The following is a 15,065-nucleotide window of genomic DNA, read 5'->3' on the forward strand; positions in this document are numbered from 1 at the left end:
CTGAAGCAGCTCCCCGCTACTTTGCCACAGGACTCTTAACCTTCTTGTTCTTCTTCCGGGTCTCTGAGACCGCATAGATGACCAGACCGATCACAGTCGCCACATAAGGCAGCGTAGCAATCAGCTCGGCCGGAATTTTCAGCACCTGGAGCGCATTGGACAATGCATCCGCCGCCCCGAACAGCAGGGAGGTCAGCGCCGTTCCGATTGTCGTACTGCGGCCCATGGATTCTGCGGCAATCGCAATCCAGCCCCGGCCGGCGATCATATCACGCGTGAACAGCGACAGATAACCCATGGACATGTAAGCCCCGCCCAGGCTGGCAAAAAATCCGCTAAGCAGCAGCGCGGTATATTGGATTTTGACTACACTGACCCCGACCGACTGGGCGGCATGCGGGTTCTCCCCGACTGAACGGATACGCAGTCCAAGCGGTGTCCGGTTGAGCAGATAATACACGGCCAGTACGGCCAGAATGGAGACGTAAGTCAGAATGTGGTGACCGGACAGAATCGGTCCAAGCACGGGAATATCTTTGATCAGCGGAATCTGAACACTTGGCAGCACCTTGCTCGCAAGCGATGTTGAGGAGCCCTTGTCCCCGCTCAGCAGATACAGGATAAATACGGTACCGCCTGAGGCGAACATATTAATGGCTACCCCGCCAAGAATAATATGCGTCTTGAATTTAAGGGTGAAAAAGGCCAGTATCCCGGCGATCAGCGTTCCCGATAATACTGCGCCAAGCAGTCCAACCCAGGCACTCTGGGTATAGGCGCTGACAATGACGCCGGCCAGGGCCGACACCAGCATGATCCCTTCCATCCCGATATTAATAATGCCGGCCCGGTTGGAGATCAGCGCCCCCAGCGCGGCGAACAGAATCGGCGTCGTTACACGCAGCAGCGAAAAGGCAAAGTCCGTCGTAAAAATAACATTCAGCAGACTGTTCATGCGTTCGCTTTCGCCTCCTTCAGCAGCATCCGGTTTTTCCAGAATTTCAGGAATTGCTCCGCGGAGATCAGCAGGATAATAACCGCCTGGATGATCGAGATCATCTCGGAGGGTACATCCGACAGACGGGCCATCATATCGGCGCCGATGCGGATATACGCCAGGAACAGGGCTGAGCCGATGACGGATATCGGATTATTTTTGGCCAGCATCGCTACCAGCGCACCGTCGAGACCGTACCCCGGCAGGGAAGCCCACTGGAACCGGTTGTACATTCCCAATACTTCGACTGACCCGCCCATTCCGGCGATAAAGCCGGCAATCAGATGGACCAGAATGATTACTTTTGCTGTCTTCATCCCGGAGTAACGGGCAAAATCACGGTTCACCCCGGTCATCCGCAGCTCGTAGCCCCATTTGGTCCGGTACAGGAACAGGTGGGCCAGAACGATCATCACAAGTACAATAATCAGTCCGGTGTGGATGCGTGTGCCGGTGAATATTTTGCTCAGCTGGGCTGTCTCTTGGAACTTGTAGGATACATTGGCAAAAGCCTTCGCATCACGCAGATGATAGTTAAGCAGATAGAGTCCGATTCCGAACAAAATGTTGTTGAACATCAGGGAAGTTACCAGTTCGTTTGCGTTCCACTTGGCTTTGAGAATACCGGGAATCGCCGACAGCAGCGCTCCGACAATGGAGCCCGCCGCAATCGCAACGATTGGATGAAACCAGCTGTTCAGGCTCAGATGAATGGCCAGTACTGAAGCTACTACGCCAGAGAAATAGAAGATACCTTCTGCCCCGAGATTGAACATATTGGCCCGGAACAGCAGGGACACGGCAAGACCGGTGAACATCAGCGGAATCGCCATTTCAATCACGTTGCCGATATGCCCCTTGGTGGAAATAGGCTCCCACAGAAAAATACCGATCGTCTTGAGCGGCTGGTCGCTGACCAGTGAAATAATGATAAAGGCGATGGCCAGCGCAATCAGTATGACCGCTGTCGTCCGGATCACCTCAAAATATTTGACTTTAAACATGGTTTACGGCCCTCCCGATCTGCTGCTTGTCCTGCCGGTTAATGCCCAGCATATATAAGCCGAGTTCTTCTTCGCTTACCTTGGAAGGATTCTCAAAGTAGGCCACAATCTCTCCTTCATACATGACAAGGAGGCTGTCGCTCAGCTCCAGAATTTCGTTCAGATCCGCCGACAGGAGTACAATACCGCTGCCTGCGGAGCGCAGCTCCAGCAGCTTCTGGTGGATGAACTGGGCTGCACCGATATCCACGCCCCGGGTCGGCTGCTCGGCAATCAGCAGCTGCGGGCTGGTGGAGCATTCCCGGGCCACAACGACCTTCTGCATGTTGCCCCCGGAGAGCATGCCAATCGGCTGCTGCGGTCCTGAGCATCTTACTTTGAATTCCTCTACCAGCGAGGCGGCCAGTGCGGCAATCCGCTTACCGTTCAGCAGCGGCCCCTTATTCATGTCCTTGGAGCGGTAACGGGTGGAGATCAGATTGTCGGAAATGCTGGCATCTCCCGCAGCCCCCTGGCGCATCCTGTCTTCCGGGATATAAGAGACGCCCAGGCTGCGGATGCGGAGAATATCAGCTGCCAGAATATCTGTAGCATTAACCTTTACCGACCCGCTGCTCGATACCGCGTGCAGCCCGCCGGTGAGCGCCTCGACCAGCTGATTCTGGCCGTTGCCTTCAACCCCGGCAATCCCGACGATCTGGCCTTCGCGGACCGCAAAGCTGACCTCTTCCAGTAAAGCCTTGCCCAGGCTGTCATGGACGGACAGTTTGTCTACTGATAACACCGGCTTGCCGAATGGCACATTGTCCTTATCGTATTTCAGCACGACATCCCGGCCGACCATCAGCCGTGAAATCTCCTGCTCGGTTACGTCCCGGGTCTGGAAGACCCCCTCGCTCCGGCCTCCGCGCATAATGGTAATCCGGTCACAGATGGCTTTGACTTCCTTCAGCTTGTGGGAGATGAACACAATCGTATGTCCCTGCTCCTTCAAATGCTGGAGTTCCACGAACAGCTCCTCTGTCTCCTGCGGAGTCAGCACGGCGGTCGGCTCGTCCAGGATCAGGATTTTGGCGCCGCGTACGAGTGCCTTCAGGATTTCCACCTTCTGCTTCATCCCGACAGTAAGATCCTCGACCTTTGCCTTGGGATTTACAGCCAGATTGTATTTGCGCGCCGTCTCTTCCGTCAGGCGGACCGCTTCATTGTAGTTGAAGCCCACCCCTTTGCGCGGCTCCATGCCAAGCACCATATTCTCGGCTACCGTAAAGGAAGGCACCAGCATGAAATGCTGATGGACCATGCCGATGCCCCGGTCGATCGCATCCTGCGGGGACTGCAGCTTTACCTTTTCCCCGCGGATGCTGATGTCGCCTTCACTCGGCTCCTCCATCCCGAACATGATCTTCATCAGGGTCGACTTGCCTGCCCCGTTCTCTCCCGCTATGGCATGAATCTCTCCTTCGCGCAGGCTAAAGTGGACATCATGGTTGGCAACGACGCCATTGGGATATACCTTGGTTATTCCCCGCATTTCCAGCAGCGCGTGTTCCACGGGTTATCAACGCCTTTCAACTAGACTATGTTTTCTGCAAAAATAGGCAGCTGGAATTCTTCTTGGCTGAAGGAATCCCAACTGCAGGAGATACGGCGTACCGGTTAGTGTTTAATTTAATTAAGGCTTAACAGCATTACGGATCGCTTCAACCTCTGAAGTTTCCATGCCCATTGCGTTGTCTACAGTGATTTCCTTGTTGATCAGCTTCTGCTTCACTTCTTCAACCTTGGCCTGCAGATCCGCCGGGAATACGCTGGTGTAGATGTCATTTTCGGCAATGCCTACGCCGTCTTCCACGAAGCCGAGGACATCGCGTTTACCCATTTCAAGAGTGCCATCCTGAAGCTTGGTTACGGCGCCCAGAATGGCGCTGTCGATTTTTTTGATCGCCGAGGTGACAATCAGGTTGGCTTTCTCGCTGTCTGTATCTTTAAGCAGCATAGCCTGGTCGGAATCGACACCAATTGCATACTTTGTTTTTTCTTTTGCAGCATCGAAGATACCAAGGCCTGTACCGCCGGCTACGTTAAAGATCACGTCTACACCCGAGTTATACTGGATCAGCGACAGCTCCTTACCCTTAGCCGGGTTAACGAAGTCGCCCGCATAGGAAACAGCCACTTTTACATCGGGATCAACATATTGGGCACCCTGGATATAGCCGACCAGGAATGCGTTGATGCCCGGAATATCCATACCGCCGACAAAACCGATCACGTTATCCGGATTCGCATTCGGCATATCCGACTGTGTAGCCAGTGCCGCAACAGCGCCGGCCAGGAAAGAGACTTCATTAGTGGAGTAAGACATGTTGTACATGTTGGCAGGTGCTTCCTCGATGTCCGTATCGTAGTTGATGAATTTTTTGTCCGGATTCGCTTCGGCTGTCATATTGAACATTTCCGTAATTTCTGATCCGCCTGAAATAACAACATCCCAGTCCTCAGCGGCAATATCGTTAAAAGTAGGCTCCCATTTCGTCTTGTCGGTGCCCATCTCGATTACTTTGGTTTCCGCGCCCAGCTCTGTCTGCACTCTCTGCAGGCCGCTGTTGGCAGCGTCGAAGAAGGATTTATCGCCAAGCGTTCCCGGAATCAGCAGCACAACCTTGAGCTTGTCGCCTGAACCGGCGTTTCCGCTATTTGCTGCATCGTTTCCGGCATCCGCCGCATTTCCATTGTTAGCTGTGTTGTTTCCGCAAGCAGTGACGAGTACCATTACCATGAGCAGCAATAATGCAAGAACATTCTTTTTCATTTTGTCTGTTCACACCCCTGTTTGATATTGATGGACCACTTTAAAACGGCTGACTTCCCCAATTACACGTTTTGTTCTGTTGTCATGCAGCAATAGATTTTATGCAAATCCATAAAACGACTGAAAATTAATGAATAGCTTACATTCGATGATAAAAACTGTGATTTTTCGTCAATTAAACGGTCAATTCCCGAACAAGATGGCCAGTCAAGTTGCGAATCTTTCGTTTAATTGATACGATCATAGCAAATACGGCAGCAAACTTTTATATACTTTCGGTCATTTTTTTACACGATTCGGCTAAATGAAAAAGAGTTGGAGGATCAACATGGATCGAGTCCTATATATTGTAAATGCAGAGCATGAAGCGGACACCCATATCCCGCGCCATCAGCATGAATGCTTCGAGCTGGTTTATTACATTCACGGGCTTGGCACATGCAGCATAGGGCAGCGCAGCTATCACTTCCGTCCGCACTCCTTTGCGCTGATCCCGCCCAATTTCAAACATGACGAGAACCACCAGCCCCGCTCCGAGGTACTGTTCGTCGGCTTTCACTGCGAGAATCCGGCGATCAGCACATTATCAGGCGTATTTGAGGATGACAAGGAACATACGGTGCTGCAGACGCTGGTGCGGATGAATGAGGAGTTCAAGCGCAAGCGAGACGGCTTCTCCGAGCTTTTAAATCTGCAGATGAGCGAAATTACAGTACACTTGCAGCGGCTGCTGGGCGGCTCCGGCTTCCAGTCCCCGGCACAGGACCAGATGCAGTATGTCCTCAACTATATGGATGAGCACTACCGGCACAAGCTGTCGGTCCAATCGCTGGCGGAAATGTCAGGGTACAGCTACGACCGGTTCCGGCATTTATTTAAAGAGCGCTTTGGCGAGTCGCCCCACCGTTATCTTTTACTGAAACGCATTAATTATGCCAAATCTCTCCTGCTGCATACCCAAATGCATATTTCCGAGGTATCTGCCACGGCCGGATTCGTGAATGACGCGCAGTTCTGCAATATGTTCAAAAGAGAGGTCGGCCTCTCGCCCCGGACCTTCCGCGTCCGCAGTAAAGTTATGTAATGTAACATAAGTCACTTACTTTGGAGGAGTTTTCTCTATAATGGAGTTTAACTTATTGAAAAAGTGAAGCTTGTCTATTAAATAGCGTGATTTCGCGTTAGATATCATTACAGGGAAGTGATCTTCTTGAATATCCCGCTGCTGCTCTCCTCCAACGAATACAAGAAGAAGCTGTCCCGCTGTTATAATGAGGTCCATAAGGAGCTGTACGGCGTCGGGGTAAATCAGCTCCGTCTGGAGGCTGCCAACGATACGATGATCATGTTTCTGGTGAAGCATCAACGGGTTGCCGCCCTTCGCGCTCTGGAGGAGCATTATCCGGAACTTAAACAGTCTGTGGATGCTGCGCTGCATCAGGAATTCAAGCGGCGCATCCAGAAGAAGCTGGCCGAAGAGCTGGAGCTGCCGGTTGCCGGCGTACTCAGGGATTACGATCCCCAGACAGCCTGGGCCTGCACCGTTGTTATCTGTGATACCGGGGCTGAACAATGATGCAGGATTTATCTTGCGGATTTACGGCTGCCGTTATCTTTTGAAAGTAAATTAAATAACAGAATGTCAGGCTGCATTTCGATTTATCCTGATGCGCCGCATGTTAACTAAGGTTAGCCCTATATCTGTTCACAGATTGCAGGAAGCCGTTGATTAGAGACCCCTCTCTATTTCAGCGGCTTCTTTTTGTTATTTACACAAGCAAGCCCCCATATCCAGTCCTTGGTCAAAGGAGATTCCGCTTATGAGAATTGTAGTAGCTATCACAGGGGCCAGCGGCTCCATCTACGGTTACTCCCTGATCCGCAGTCTGCACCAGCTTGGTGTGGAAACCTATATCATCGCCACCGGTGCCGGAGAGAATGTGCTCGGGTACGAATGCGGCATCAAGCTGCAGGAGCTGGAGCAATATGGAACGGTGTTATCCAACACAGACCTGTTCGCTCCCGTAGCCAGCGGGTCATTCAAAACTGACGGCATGGTCATTATCCCCTGCTCGATGAATACGCTTGGCGCGATCGCGAACGGCATGGGTGACACCCTGCTGAACCGGGCTGCCAGCGTCGTATTGAAGGAACGGCGCCGTCTGGTCATCGTCCCGCGCGAGACACCGCTGCATCTGATCCATCTGGAGAATATGCTGCGGCTGGCCCGGGCGGGTGCAGACATTGTGCCCGCCTCTCCCGGCTTCTATAATCACCCGACCGAAATCTGGGAGCTGGTCAATTTTATGAATGCCAGGGTGCTGGATGCATTCGGCATTGAGCATCAGCTGATGAAAAGATGGGGGGAGAGCTAATGGCAGCCGTCAATATCAGGCAACTGCTTCACCGCTGGGAGCCTGGCGGAGAGCTGCTGCGGATCCGCCGCGAGGTTGACCCGCGCTTCGAGCTTGGCGCTGTGGTGAAGGCCGTCTGCGGTAAACAGGCACTGCTGTTCGAGAAGGTTAAAGGCTACAGCGGACCGATGGCTGCCGGCCTTGGCGGCTCCAAGGAGCTGCTTGCTGACAGCATGGATATGGCCCCGGAGGAGCTGCTGTCCAGGCTGATAGCTGCGATCGTTCAGCCTACGCCAACCCGGCTGGTGCAGCAGGCTCCGGTGCAGGAGCAGGTGATCACCAGCCGCATCAGCCTGAAGGAGCTGTTCCCGGTCTGTACGTATCATGCGGAGGACAGCGGCGCTTATTATGTCTCCGGCGTCATGGTGGTCAAGGGTGAGGACGGCCGCAAGCGGTACACCTCTATCCGGCGGATGCAGCTGCTGGACGGGAACCGGACCGGCATCCTGATCTCATCGCCGGAGCTGTTCCAGCAGTATAGGGATTTCGAAGCGCGCGGCGAGCCGCTGGAGTGTGCCTTTATGTTCGGGGTGGTCCCGGCAGTGGTGCTGGCTTCGCAGATCAGCACCCATCTGTTCCACACCGACAAGCTGGAGGTGGCCTCTACCCTGCTCGGGCAGCCGCTTGAAGTCGTCCGGTGCCGGACGGTCGATCTGGAGGTGCTGGCGGAGGCCGAGGTTGTGTTCGAGGGCCGGATATTGCCCGGGGTACGTCAGCCGGAGGGTCCGTTCGGCGAGCTGGGCGGCTACTACGGCCCGCGGACCGAGCAGCCGGTGGTCGAAATCTCGGCCGTCACCCACCGCAGCCAGCCTATCTGGCAGACGATCCTGCCGGCCAGCTATGAGGAGAAGCTACCGATGGCCATCGCCCGCGAGGTCGCCCTGCTCGGCTCCGTCCGCCAGGTCGTCCCGGGAGTGCAGGCCGTCCACATCACAATGGGAGGTGTCGGGCGCTATCATGCCGTCATCCAGATCCGCAAGGTTCAGGAGGGCGACGGCATGACAGCGCTGCTGGCCGCTTTTGCCGGGGATAAGGATCTCAAGCATGTTGTGGTGGTCGATGAGGATGTCAATCTGCTGGACCCGCTTGATGTGGAGTGGGCCATCGCTACCCGGGTGCAGGCCGATCTCGACCTGTTCATCGTGCCGGGAGCCAAAGGCTCGCCGCTGGAGCCCTCACACAATCTGCGCGGCGTATCGGCCAAAATGGGCATCGACGCCACCTGCCCGCTCGCCCATAAGGAGCACTACCGGAGAACACACATCCCGGGCCAGGATGAGATCCGGCTGGCGGATTATTTGTAGCAGCGGGATGTGCAGCGACTGGTTATGGGCTGGGATGAGACTATACAGAGCGGGGATGTGCAGCGACCAGGCTATGCAGGGCGAAAAAACAGCCTTTTTGGTTGTATGGAATGCAATTATACAGAGTTTGAGTAGCTTTTGAGTAGCTGCTTTATAGCGCTGGTTCTACCTTGTGCGGCCGATTAAGCTAAGTGGAAAATTGTTATCTATTTTTGGCTAACTGCCCGAAAAAAGGATTCTAATTGGATAAACGTCACTTATTTCTGCCGATTTTGTCCACGATGGAGGTTACGTTCTAAAATAAGTGTTGATTTTCCAACTAGTGATTAGAAACAGCGGGATTTTGCAGAATGAAGTGGCGGAATCCAGCTAAAATCTGCGATCTTCCCATTCCAGGAGAATCTTAGATTATCTGCTCAAATCCGCCGTCCCCTTCTCATCCAAAAGTCTGATTAACAGGCTCACAGATCAGGTTAGTTACGCTCCAATACGTATAGGAGGTGGATCATGCAAGCAATCGGTTTAATCGAAACACGCGGTCTGACCCCGGCGCTGGAAGCGCTGGATGCCATGTGCAAAGCCACCAATGTGCGGATGGCCGGGTTCAAGCGGGTCGGCTCCGGCCTGATTACCGTTATCGTCGAAGGTGATGTCGCAGCGGTAACTGCTGCTGTTGATGCCGGCCTTGCCGCTTATCCGAAGACTGGCGGGCAGCTCGTATCATCCAATGTTATCCCGCGCCCGCATGCCGATCTCGCCAGAATGCTCCTTTAACTTCTAAGCGGCATTCAAGTCATCAGGGAGGTGATTACCTTTGTCAAGCTTTATGAAAGATGTTGTGTCCGAGGTGCTGCAGCGGAACCGAGTTGCGAATCCGGTTCCGTTAGGCCCGGCTACTGCTTCTGCTGTAGCCTGCACGGCCGCCAGCAAAGAAAACTGCCGGCATACCTGCTCTACTCCCGGGAATTGCCCCAAGCCGGGGCTGACGCTCCCGCTTAAACGGACCAATTACCAGAAGGAGCAGGCGGCCAAGCGGCTGGCCTCAATGGGTGCCGAAGCAGCTGCCGCTATCGGGAGTGTGCAGCAGCAGACTTCTGGCGGCGCCACCATGGCTAAAGCCGCTGGAGCTGAGAGGGCACTGCCGGCCTCAGGGTCTATCCCCGCTGCAGCAGCTCAAGCAGGAAAGCCCGCCCCTCCGGTGCATACATCGGTTAGTGAATCGCCCGAACCGGGACAACAATTCGCGGAGCGCTACCTGTCTCCGCTGCTCCAGCGAACCTTATCCTGGCCGGAGCAGCAGGATAACAGCTCACAAGGCAGCCCGCCTTCACGCTCCTCCCTTCCGCCGGAAGCGCAGGACCCGCTGGAGCCGCTCCGACTCCCTGCCGCAGATATGGAGGTCTGGCTGTTCCCCCGCATCCGCGATGAACTCCGCCCCCTGCTTGGCAGCCCGGGCCGGAATTACAGTGCAGCCGGGGTCATCAGCGCACCGAACTGCCACCCCGGCCAGCTGTTTGCCGCCGAAGAGCTGCTCCCGCAGGACTCTGGCCTGGAGGCCGATATCAGCTGGAGCACAGACGGCGGCGGCTTTGAGCTCAAGCTGTTCGGCGCGGACCACCTTGTGATCGCTGATAAGCTTAAGCAGCTCAGCACCCGGATGCAAGATGGCTCAGGCTCAGCCATCCGGGTCTGGATCAGCCGCGAGCCCGGCCGGCTGCTTCGCCGCTACTTCAGCGGCGGACCGCAGGAAGCCGTTGCCGTAGTGGCCGGTTCGTCCCGCTGGAACAGCATCGGCATCGCCGAGCAGTGGCTGCAGCGTAACCCCGGCTCAGGCCTGCGCCTGAGCATGGAGCGCGGCTACTGCATTCTCACCGGTACCGCCGGACAGATGGCTGCTGCTGCACCGGGGCTTGCCGGCTTGTCCGCTCCGCACCGGTGAGCTTAGCCGGTGCCGCACAGCAGATCAAAGAACAAGGAGGCACCCTGTATGCAAGCACTTGGTTTAATCGAGACGCTGGGGTTCACCACCGCCGTCTCGGCGGCAGATGCCGCACTCAAGGCAGCAAATGTGCAGCTCGTAGCTGTTGAGAGGGTCATCGGAGTCGGCGGCTCGCTGGGCGTTACCCTGCATTTCAGCGGCGATGTTGCTGCCGTAACCTCATCCGTTGAAGCCGGCAAATTGGAGGCACAGCGGATAGGAACCGTCGTATCCGCCCATGTCATTGCCAAGGCGCACAGTGATGTGACCGGCAAAATACTGGGCAACTATCTGCTGCCGGAGGGTACCGCTATCCCGGCTGCTGATGGCACTTCCGTCTCCACTTCCACTGCAACTGTTATGGATACTTCTGCAGCCGCTGCTCCGGCCACTGCTGCCCCGGCCACTGCTACACTTCCGCAGCCGTCCGCTGCAGGCTCCGATAAACCGGACCAGGCAGCCGGAACAGATACAGCACCAGACTCACAGGATGCAGATATATCTTCAGACTCACCGGACTCACCGGACTAACCAATTCAGCAGATTCAGAACGCATTAACCCTAAATCTAAATTAACGGAGGTTATTCACATGGGAGAATCACTCGGCTTGATCGAAACAAAAGGTCTGGTAGGCGCAATTGAGGCTGCGGATGCAATGGTAAAGGCAGCTAACGTAGAGATTTGCGGCTACGAAAAAATTGGCTTCGGTCTCGTAACCGTCATGGTCCGGGGAGATGTCGGTGCAGTAAAGGCAGCCACTGATGCAGGAGCAGCCGCAGCCAAACGTGTCGGAGAGCTGGTGTCGGTGCATGTTATTCCGCGTCCGCACAGTGAAGTTGAACGTGCCCTTCTGTCCAAGGGCATTGAATAATCAAGGCCGTGGACAGCCGGCATAGTACGGTTGCGGCCAATACCCTGCTCAGCCTGGCCTACCGGTCCAGAGAAGAGGAGCTGAATAAGAACTTCCCCCGGGTTCTCGTTCTGCTGGCCGGCCACTTCATCGGCATGGAGGAAGGCTATACCGCCATCCGCCAGCTGAACCGTTCCGGATTGAGGCTGAAGCTTGCCGCAGATGAGCAGCTCCTCAAGAAGTACACAGCTCAGCAGCTGGCGGCAAAAACAGGGATCGACGATATCACCACCTCCGCAGCGCTCCACTCACTTGCACCGGACGCTGCTGATCTTCTGTTCATACCGGTTCTCTCACTGCCCCTGCTATCCCGCTTATCCGTGCTGGATGCCGGTGATCCTTACGTGGAGCTGTTGATCCGCTTTATCTGTGCCGGCAGGCCTGCCGGGGCACTGACCCTGGGGGCCGAACCGGGCCATTACCGCTGGGGGGAACAAGGCCTGCTGCATGCCCCTCCCGGGCTAAAGGAGGCAATGAAGCACAAGCTGGAAGCTATTGAAGGCTTCGGTATCACACTGCTTGAACCGGATCAGGTGGACCATTGGATAACCTCTGCACAGTCACGGCTGCACAAGCAGGTACTGACCGCTGAGGACATTCATAACGCAGTAAAGCTCGGCCGGACGTCCATCCATGCCGCAGCCCCGGCAGTAATCACTCCGCTGGCCGCTGATCTCGCCAGGCAATATGGCATTGAGATTATCCTTTAGATTCAACCATCAAGCATACGAGGTGACAATCACATGAAGCTGGGAATCATTACGGGGCATGTCGTTGCAACGAGAAAAGATGACAATCTCATCGGCGCCAAGCTGCTGATCGTTCAGCCAGTGCTACCCGACCGGACAACTTCTGGTCAGCCGGTTATTGCAGTTGATACAGTGGGCGCGGGGATCGGCGAAACGATCATTTATGCGGTAGGCAGCGTGGCCTCAAGAGCAGCACAGCATCCGAATGCCCCGGTTGATGCCGCGATTGTCGGAATCGTAGACAGTATAGATTGCGCCAAGCCAGGAGGTGTGTAGCCGATGCTAACAACTGAAATAAAAGATGCTGTCCAGCGCCGGCGGATGATTGATGTGCTGCTCTCCGGCAGCGCTTATGCCGACCTGGTGCTGAAGGGCGGCTATATTATTAACGTGATTACCCGTGAAATCTATCCCGGCGATGTTGCCATCAAAGGCGACCGGATCCTGCTAGTCGGCACAGCCGATAAGCTGATCGGCCCGGCAACTGTCGTCGAGGATGTGAGCGGCAAGTATATCAGCCCTGGCTTCATCGATTCCCACATGCACTTTGAGAGCGCAATGCTGACGGTTACGGAATTCTCGAAGCTGTCCATTCCTACAGGGACAACCACCCTGGTGGCTGACCCGCATGAGATCGGCAACGTCCTGGGTGTGCCCGGCATGAAGGCGATGATTGATGAGGCGCGTACGCTGCCTAACCGTGTTCTGTTCACCGTCCCCTGCCTCACTCCCGATGTGCCGGGTCTGGAAACAGCAGGCGCAGATATTACCTCCAAGGATATGCAGGACCTGCTGAATGACGATTACGTGCAGGGCATCGGTGAGCTGCAGGGCTTCAGCAATGTCCATCCGGTGTATAACAATGCACCTTATCTGATAGATGATCTGCTGGCTTCTGTCTCTTACGCCAAGTCTATCGGCAAAACCATTGAGGGCAACGCCCCCGGCCTGTCAGGTCCCGAGCTGGCGGCCCACATCATCTGCGGCGGCGGCCATGTCTCCTGCCACGAGACAACCACCAAAGAAGAAATGATGGAGAAGCTGCGCTACGGGGTCAGCGTGTTCATGCGCGAAGGCTCCTCGCAGCGCAACATGGCCGAATGCATCCGCGCCATAACCGAGGAAGGAATGGACTCCCGGCGTGCAATCCTCGTCTCCGACGATATGGTCCCTGAGGACCTGCTAAAGTACGGGCATATGAACGACATTGTCCGCCGGACGATCGCCGTAGGCATTGATCCGGTTGAAGCCATCCAGATGGTAACGATTAATCCGGCCACTCATTTCGGCTTTCAGGATATCGGACTGCTTGCTCCCGGCAAAAAAGCCGATATCGCCGTCATCAGCGACCTGGCGCAGATGACCATTGCCCAGGTCTATATCAGCGGAGTCAAGCTGGCCGAGAACGGTGAGCTGACCCGTGACATTCCGTCCTATATCTACCCTGAATCCGTCAAAAAATCGGTCAAGCGGAAGCCGGTCAAGCTTACGGACCTGCAGCTCTCCTCCGGCGGTGCGCACGGCAGCGTACAGGTCCGCGCTATTGAGGTGATTCCGGACCAGAATCTGACCGGAGCCGGCATTTACACCGCCCAAGTCACAGACGGTGTCGTCCAGCCGTCGGTCGAAAATGACCTCCTGCCCCTGCTTGTCGTTGAAAGGCACGGCCGCAGCGGCAAAATCGGCAAAACCTTTGTCCGCGGTATGAAGCTGAAGGCCGGGGCCATCGCCGAAAGCGTGGCCCATGACACCCACAACATCATTGTCACCGGCACCAATTACGCCGATATGGTGACAGCCGTCAACCGGGTTATTGCCATGGACGGTGGAATTGCGATGATTGAGGGCGGCAAGGTGGTCGGTGACCTGCCGCTGCGGATCGGCGGCCTGATGACCGATGAGCTGACCGGCAAAGAGATGAGCGCGCGAATCACCGAGCTGCACCGGCTGGCCCGCGAGGAGCTGGGCTGTACGCTGCATGTCCCGTTCATGCACCTCTCCTTCCTCTCACTCGTCACCAGCCCGGCATGGAAGATCACTGACATCGGCCTGATCGATGCGGATGCCTTTACTGTTCTGCCGCCGCTGGCCTGACCGGTACCTGTGCTTTCCGCTGTTTCCCATCTCTGCTCAAGCAGCGTTTTACCCGCCGGCACCGGCCGGTCAGGCTCATTGCTTTTGCCATAACAAACAAAAGGAGGCATCTTCCATGGGAATCCAGGTAATTGATCTGTCCCAGGAAATCTATCAGGGGATGCCGGTGTTTCCGCCGCATCAGAAGACCATGATCTTTCCGAATATGAGCCATGAGGAGAGCATCCAGAAGCTCGGCTTTGCTTTTGCTACGAATAACCTGATTATCAACGAGCATGGACCGACCCATAGCGACGCCGTCTATGAATATGACCCGCAGGGGGCAACGATTGACGAAATGCCGCTGGAGTATTTTTACGGCCCGGCTGTCTGCCTCGATCTCTCGCATATTTCACCGGATGCCTATATTACCCGGAGCGATCTGGAGCAGGCGCTAAGCAAAGGTTATCTCCACCTCGACAAAGGGGATATCGTACTGCTCTACACCGGCCACTATAACCGCGCGTATGGTACGGACGAATGGCTCACCCGCCACGCCGGGCTGGATTATACTGCGGCTGAGTGGCTGGCACAGCAGGGCGTTGTCAACATCGGCATTGATGCCCCTTCGATCGATAATCCGCTGGACACTACCTTTGCCGGACATCTGATCTGCCGTAAATACAAGCTGACCAACACCGAGAACCTGTGCAACCTCGACCTAATCGCGCAGAAGCGCTTCCTCTACTTCGGGCTCCCGCTCAAAATCCGCAAAGGCACCGGCTCCCCCATAAGGGCTGTAGCAGTATTCATTGAATAA

Annotated in this window: 16 protein-coding genes; 12 read left to right on the forward strand and 4 right to left on the reverse strand. The window is 55.4% G+C overall.

The window, feature by feature from the left end; genetic code table 11:
- Positions 1-16: 16 nt before the first annotated feature.
- The 4 genes from AC4G46_RS27760 to AC4G46_RS27775 all read right to left on the reverse strand — a co-directional run bounded on the left by AC4G46_RS27760 (position 17) and on the right by AC4G46_RS27775 (position 4,816).
- Complete coding sequence (locus AC4G46_RS27760; RefSeq protein ID WP_491125540.1) at positions 17-955, reverse strand: ABC transporter permease; 939 nt, start codon at positions 953-955, stop codon at positions 17-19.
- Positions 952-2,001 carry an ABC transporter permease gene (locus AC4G46_RS27765; protein ID WP_342563004.1) on the reverse strand — a complete coding sequence of 350 codons (1,050 nt, stop codon included), beginning with the start codon at positions 1,999-2,001 and terminating at the stop codon, positions 952-954. The genes AC4G46_RS27760 and AC4G46_RS27765 overlap by 4 nt, the downstream gene beginning before the upstream one ends.
- Positions 1,994-3,556 carry an ABC transporter ATP-binding protein gene (locus tag AC4G46_RS27770; protein ID WP_491125541.1) on the reverse strand — a complete coding sequence of 521 codons (1,563 nt, stop codon included), beginning with the start codon at positions 3,554-3,556 and terminating at the stop codon, positions 1,994-1,996. Before AC4G46_RS27770 ends, AC4G46_RS27765 begins: the two co-directional genes overlap by 8 nt.
- 120 nt (positions 3,557-3,676) lie before the next feature.
- The gene (locus AC4G46_RS27775; RefSeq protein WP_491125542.1) at positions 3,677-4,816 is read right to left on the reverse strand and encodes a BMP family ABC transporter substrate-binding protein; all 1,140 of its coding nucleotides are present in this window, start codon (positions 4,814-4,816) and stop codon (positions 3,677-3,679) included.
- A 328-nt stretch (positions 4,817-5,144) separates the two neighbouring features.
- Here AC4G46_RS27775 and AC4G46_RS27780 point away from each other — a divergent pair, with 328 nt between their 5' ends.
- The 12 genes from AC4G46_RS27780 to AC4G46_RS27835 all read left to right on the forward strand — a co-directional run bounded on the left by AC4G46_RS27780 (position 5,145) and on the right by AC4G46_RS27835 (position 15,065).
- Positions 5,145-5,900, forward strand: coding sequence for an AraC family transcriptional regulator (locus tag AC4G46_RS27780; RefSeq protein ID WP_068725661.1), 756 nt, complete (start codon positions 5,145-5,147; stop codon positions 5,898-5,900).
- Positions 5,901-6,026: 126 nt separating this feature from the next.
- Positions 6,027-6,392, forward strand: a complete 366-nt coding sequence (locus tag AC4G46_RS27785) for a DUF2294 domain-containing protein (protein ID WP_491125543.1) — start codon at positions 6,027-6,029, stop codon at positions 6,390-6,392.
- Positions 6,393-6,603: 211 nt separating this feature from the next.
- Positions 6,604-7,191, forward strand: coding sequence for a UbiX family flavin prenyltransferase (locus AC4G46_RS27790; RefSeq protein ID WP_491128996.1), 588 nt, complete (start codon positions 6,604-6,606; stop codon positions 7,189-7,191).
- On the forward strand, positions 7,191-8,534 hold the full coding sequence (locus tag AC4G46_RS27795) for a UbiD family decarboxylase (protein WP_491125544.1): 1,344 nt from the start codon (positions 7,191-7,193) through the stop codon (positions 8,532-8,534). The genes AC4G46_RS27790 and AC4G46_RS27795 overlap by 1 nt, the downstream gene beginning before the upstream one ends.
- Positions 8,535-9,041: 507 nt before the next feature.
- A complete protein-coding gene (locus AC4G46_RS27800; protein WP_491125545.1) occupies positions 9,042-9,308 on the forward strand; it encodes a BMC domain-containing protein in 267 nt (88 codons plus the stop codon).
- 40 nt (positions 9,309-9,348) lie between these two features.
- Positions 9,349-10,473, forward strand: coding sequence for a hypothetical protein (locus AC4G46_RS27805; protein ID WP_491125546.1), 1,125 nt, complete (start codon positions 9,349-9,351; stop codon positions 10,471-10,473).
- Between the two features lie 48 nt (positions 10,474-10,521).
- A complete protein-coding gene (locus AC4G46_RS27810; protein WP_491125547.1) occupies positions 10,522-11,043 on the forward strand; it encodes a BMC domain-containing protein in 522 nt (173 codons plus the stop codon).
- Positions 11,044-11,102: 59 nt separating this feature from the next.
- Positions 11,103-11,384 (forward strand): BMC domain-containing protein, encoded by a 282-nt coding sequence (locus AC4G46_RS27815; RefSeq protein WP_019908484.1) that lies wholly within the window; start codon positions 11,103-11,105, stop codon positions 11,382-11,384.
- 8 nt (positions 11,385-11,392) lie between these two features.
- Entirely contained in the window at positions 11,393-12,133 is a 741-nt protein-coding gene (locus tag AC4G46_RS27820; RefSeq protein ID WP_491125548.1) for a hypothetical protein, read from the forward strand.
- A gap of 33 nt (positions 12,134-12,166) precedes the next feature.
- Positions 12,167-12,448 carry a EutN/CcmL family microcompartment protein gene (locus AC4G46_RS27825; protein ID WP_491125549.1) on the forward strand — a complete coding sequence of 94 codons (282 nt, stop codon included), beginning with the start codon at positions 12,167-12,169 and terminating at the stop codon, positions 12,446-12,448.
- 3 nt (positions 12,449-12,451) lie between these two features.
- Entirely contained in the window at positions 12,452-14,266 is a 1,815-nt protein-coding gene (gene ade / locus AC4G46_RS27830; protein ID WP_491125550.1) for an adenine deaminase, read from the forward strand.
- Positions 14,267-14,381: 115 nt separating this feature from the next.
- Positions 14,382-15,065: a cyclase family protein gene (locus tag AC4G46_RS27835; protein ID WP_491125551.1), complete on the forward strand. Its 684-nt coding sequence runs from the start codon at positions 14,382-14,384 to the stop codon at positions 15,063-15,065.

The sequence above is a fragment of the Paenibacillus sp. fava2 genome (assembly GCF_058313675.1).

Coding starts and splice junctions, on each gene's coding strand:
- AC4G46_RS27760 (WP_491125540.1), bottom strand. CDS start 955: ATGAACAGTCTGCTGAATGTTATTTTTACGACGGACTTTGCCTTTTCG.
- AC4G46_RS27765 (WP_342563004.1), bottom strand. CDS start 2,001: ATGTTTAAAGTCAAATATTTTGAGGTGATCCGGACGACAGCGGTCATA.
- AC4G46_RS27775 (WP_491125542.1), bottom strand. CDS start 4,816: ATGAAAAAGAATGTTCTTGCATTATTGCTGCTCATGGTAATGGTACTC.
- AC4G46_RS27780 (WP_068725661.1), top strand. CDS start 5,145: ATGGATCGAGTCCTATATATTGTAAATGCAGAGCATGAAGCGGACACC.
- AC4G46_RS27795 (WP_491125544.1), top strand. CDS start 7,191: ATGGCAGCCGTCAATATCAGGCAACTGCTTCACCGCTGGGAGCCTGGC.
- AC4G46_RS27800 (WP_491125545.1), top strand. CDS start 9,042: ATGCAAGCAATCGGTTTAATCGAAACACGCGGTCTGACCCCGGCGCTG.
- AC4G46_RS27810 (WP_491125547.1), top strand. CDS start 10,522: ATGCAAGCACTTGGTTTAATCGAGACGCTGGGGTTCACCACCGCCGTC.
- AC4G46_RS27815 (WP_019908484.1), top strand. CDS start 11,103: ATGGGAGAATCACTCGGCTTGATCGAAACAAAAGGTCTGGTAGGCGCA.
- AC4G46_RS27825 (WP_491125549.1), top strand. CDS start 12,167: ATGAAGCTGGGAATCATTACGGGGCATGTCGTTGCAACGAGAAAAGAT.
- ade (WP_491125550.1), top strand. CDS start 12,452: ATGCTAACAACTGAAATAAAAGATGCTGTCCAGCGCCGGCGGATGATT.
- AC4G46_RS27835 (WP_491125551.1), top strand. CDS start 14,382: ATGGGAATCCAGGTAATTGATCTGTCCCAGGAAATCTATCAGGGGATG.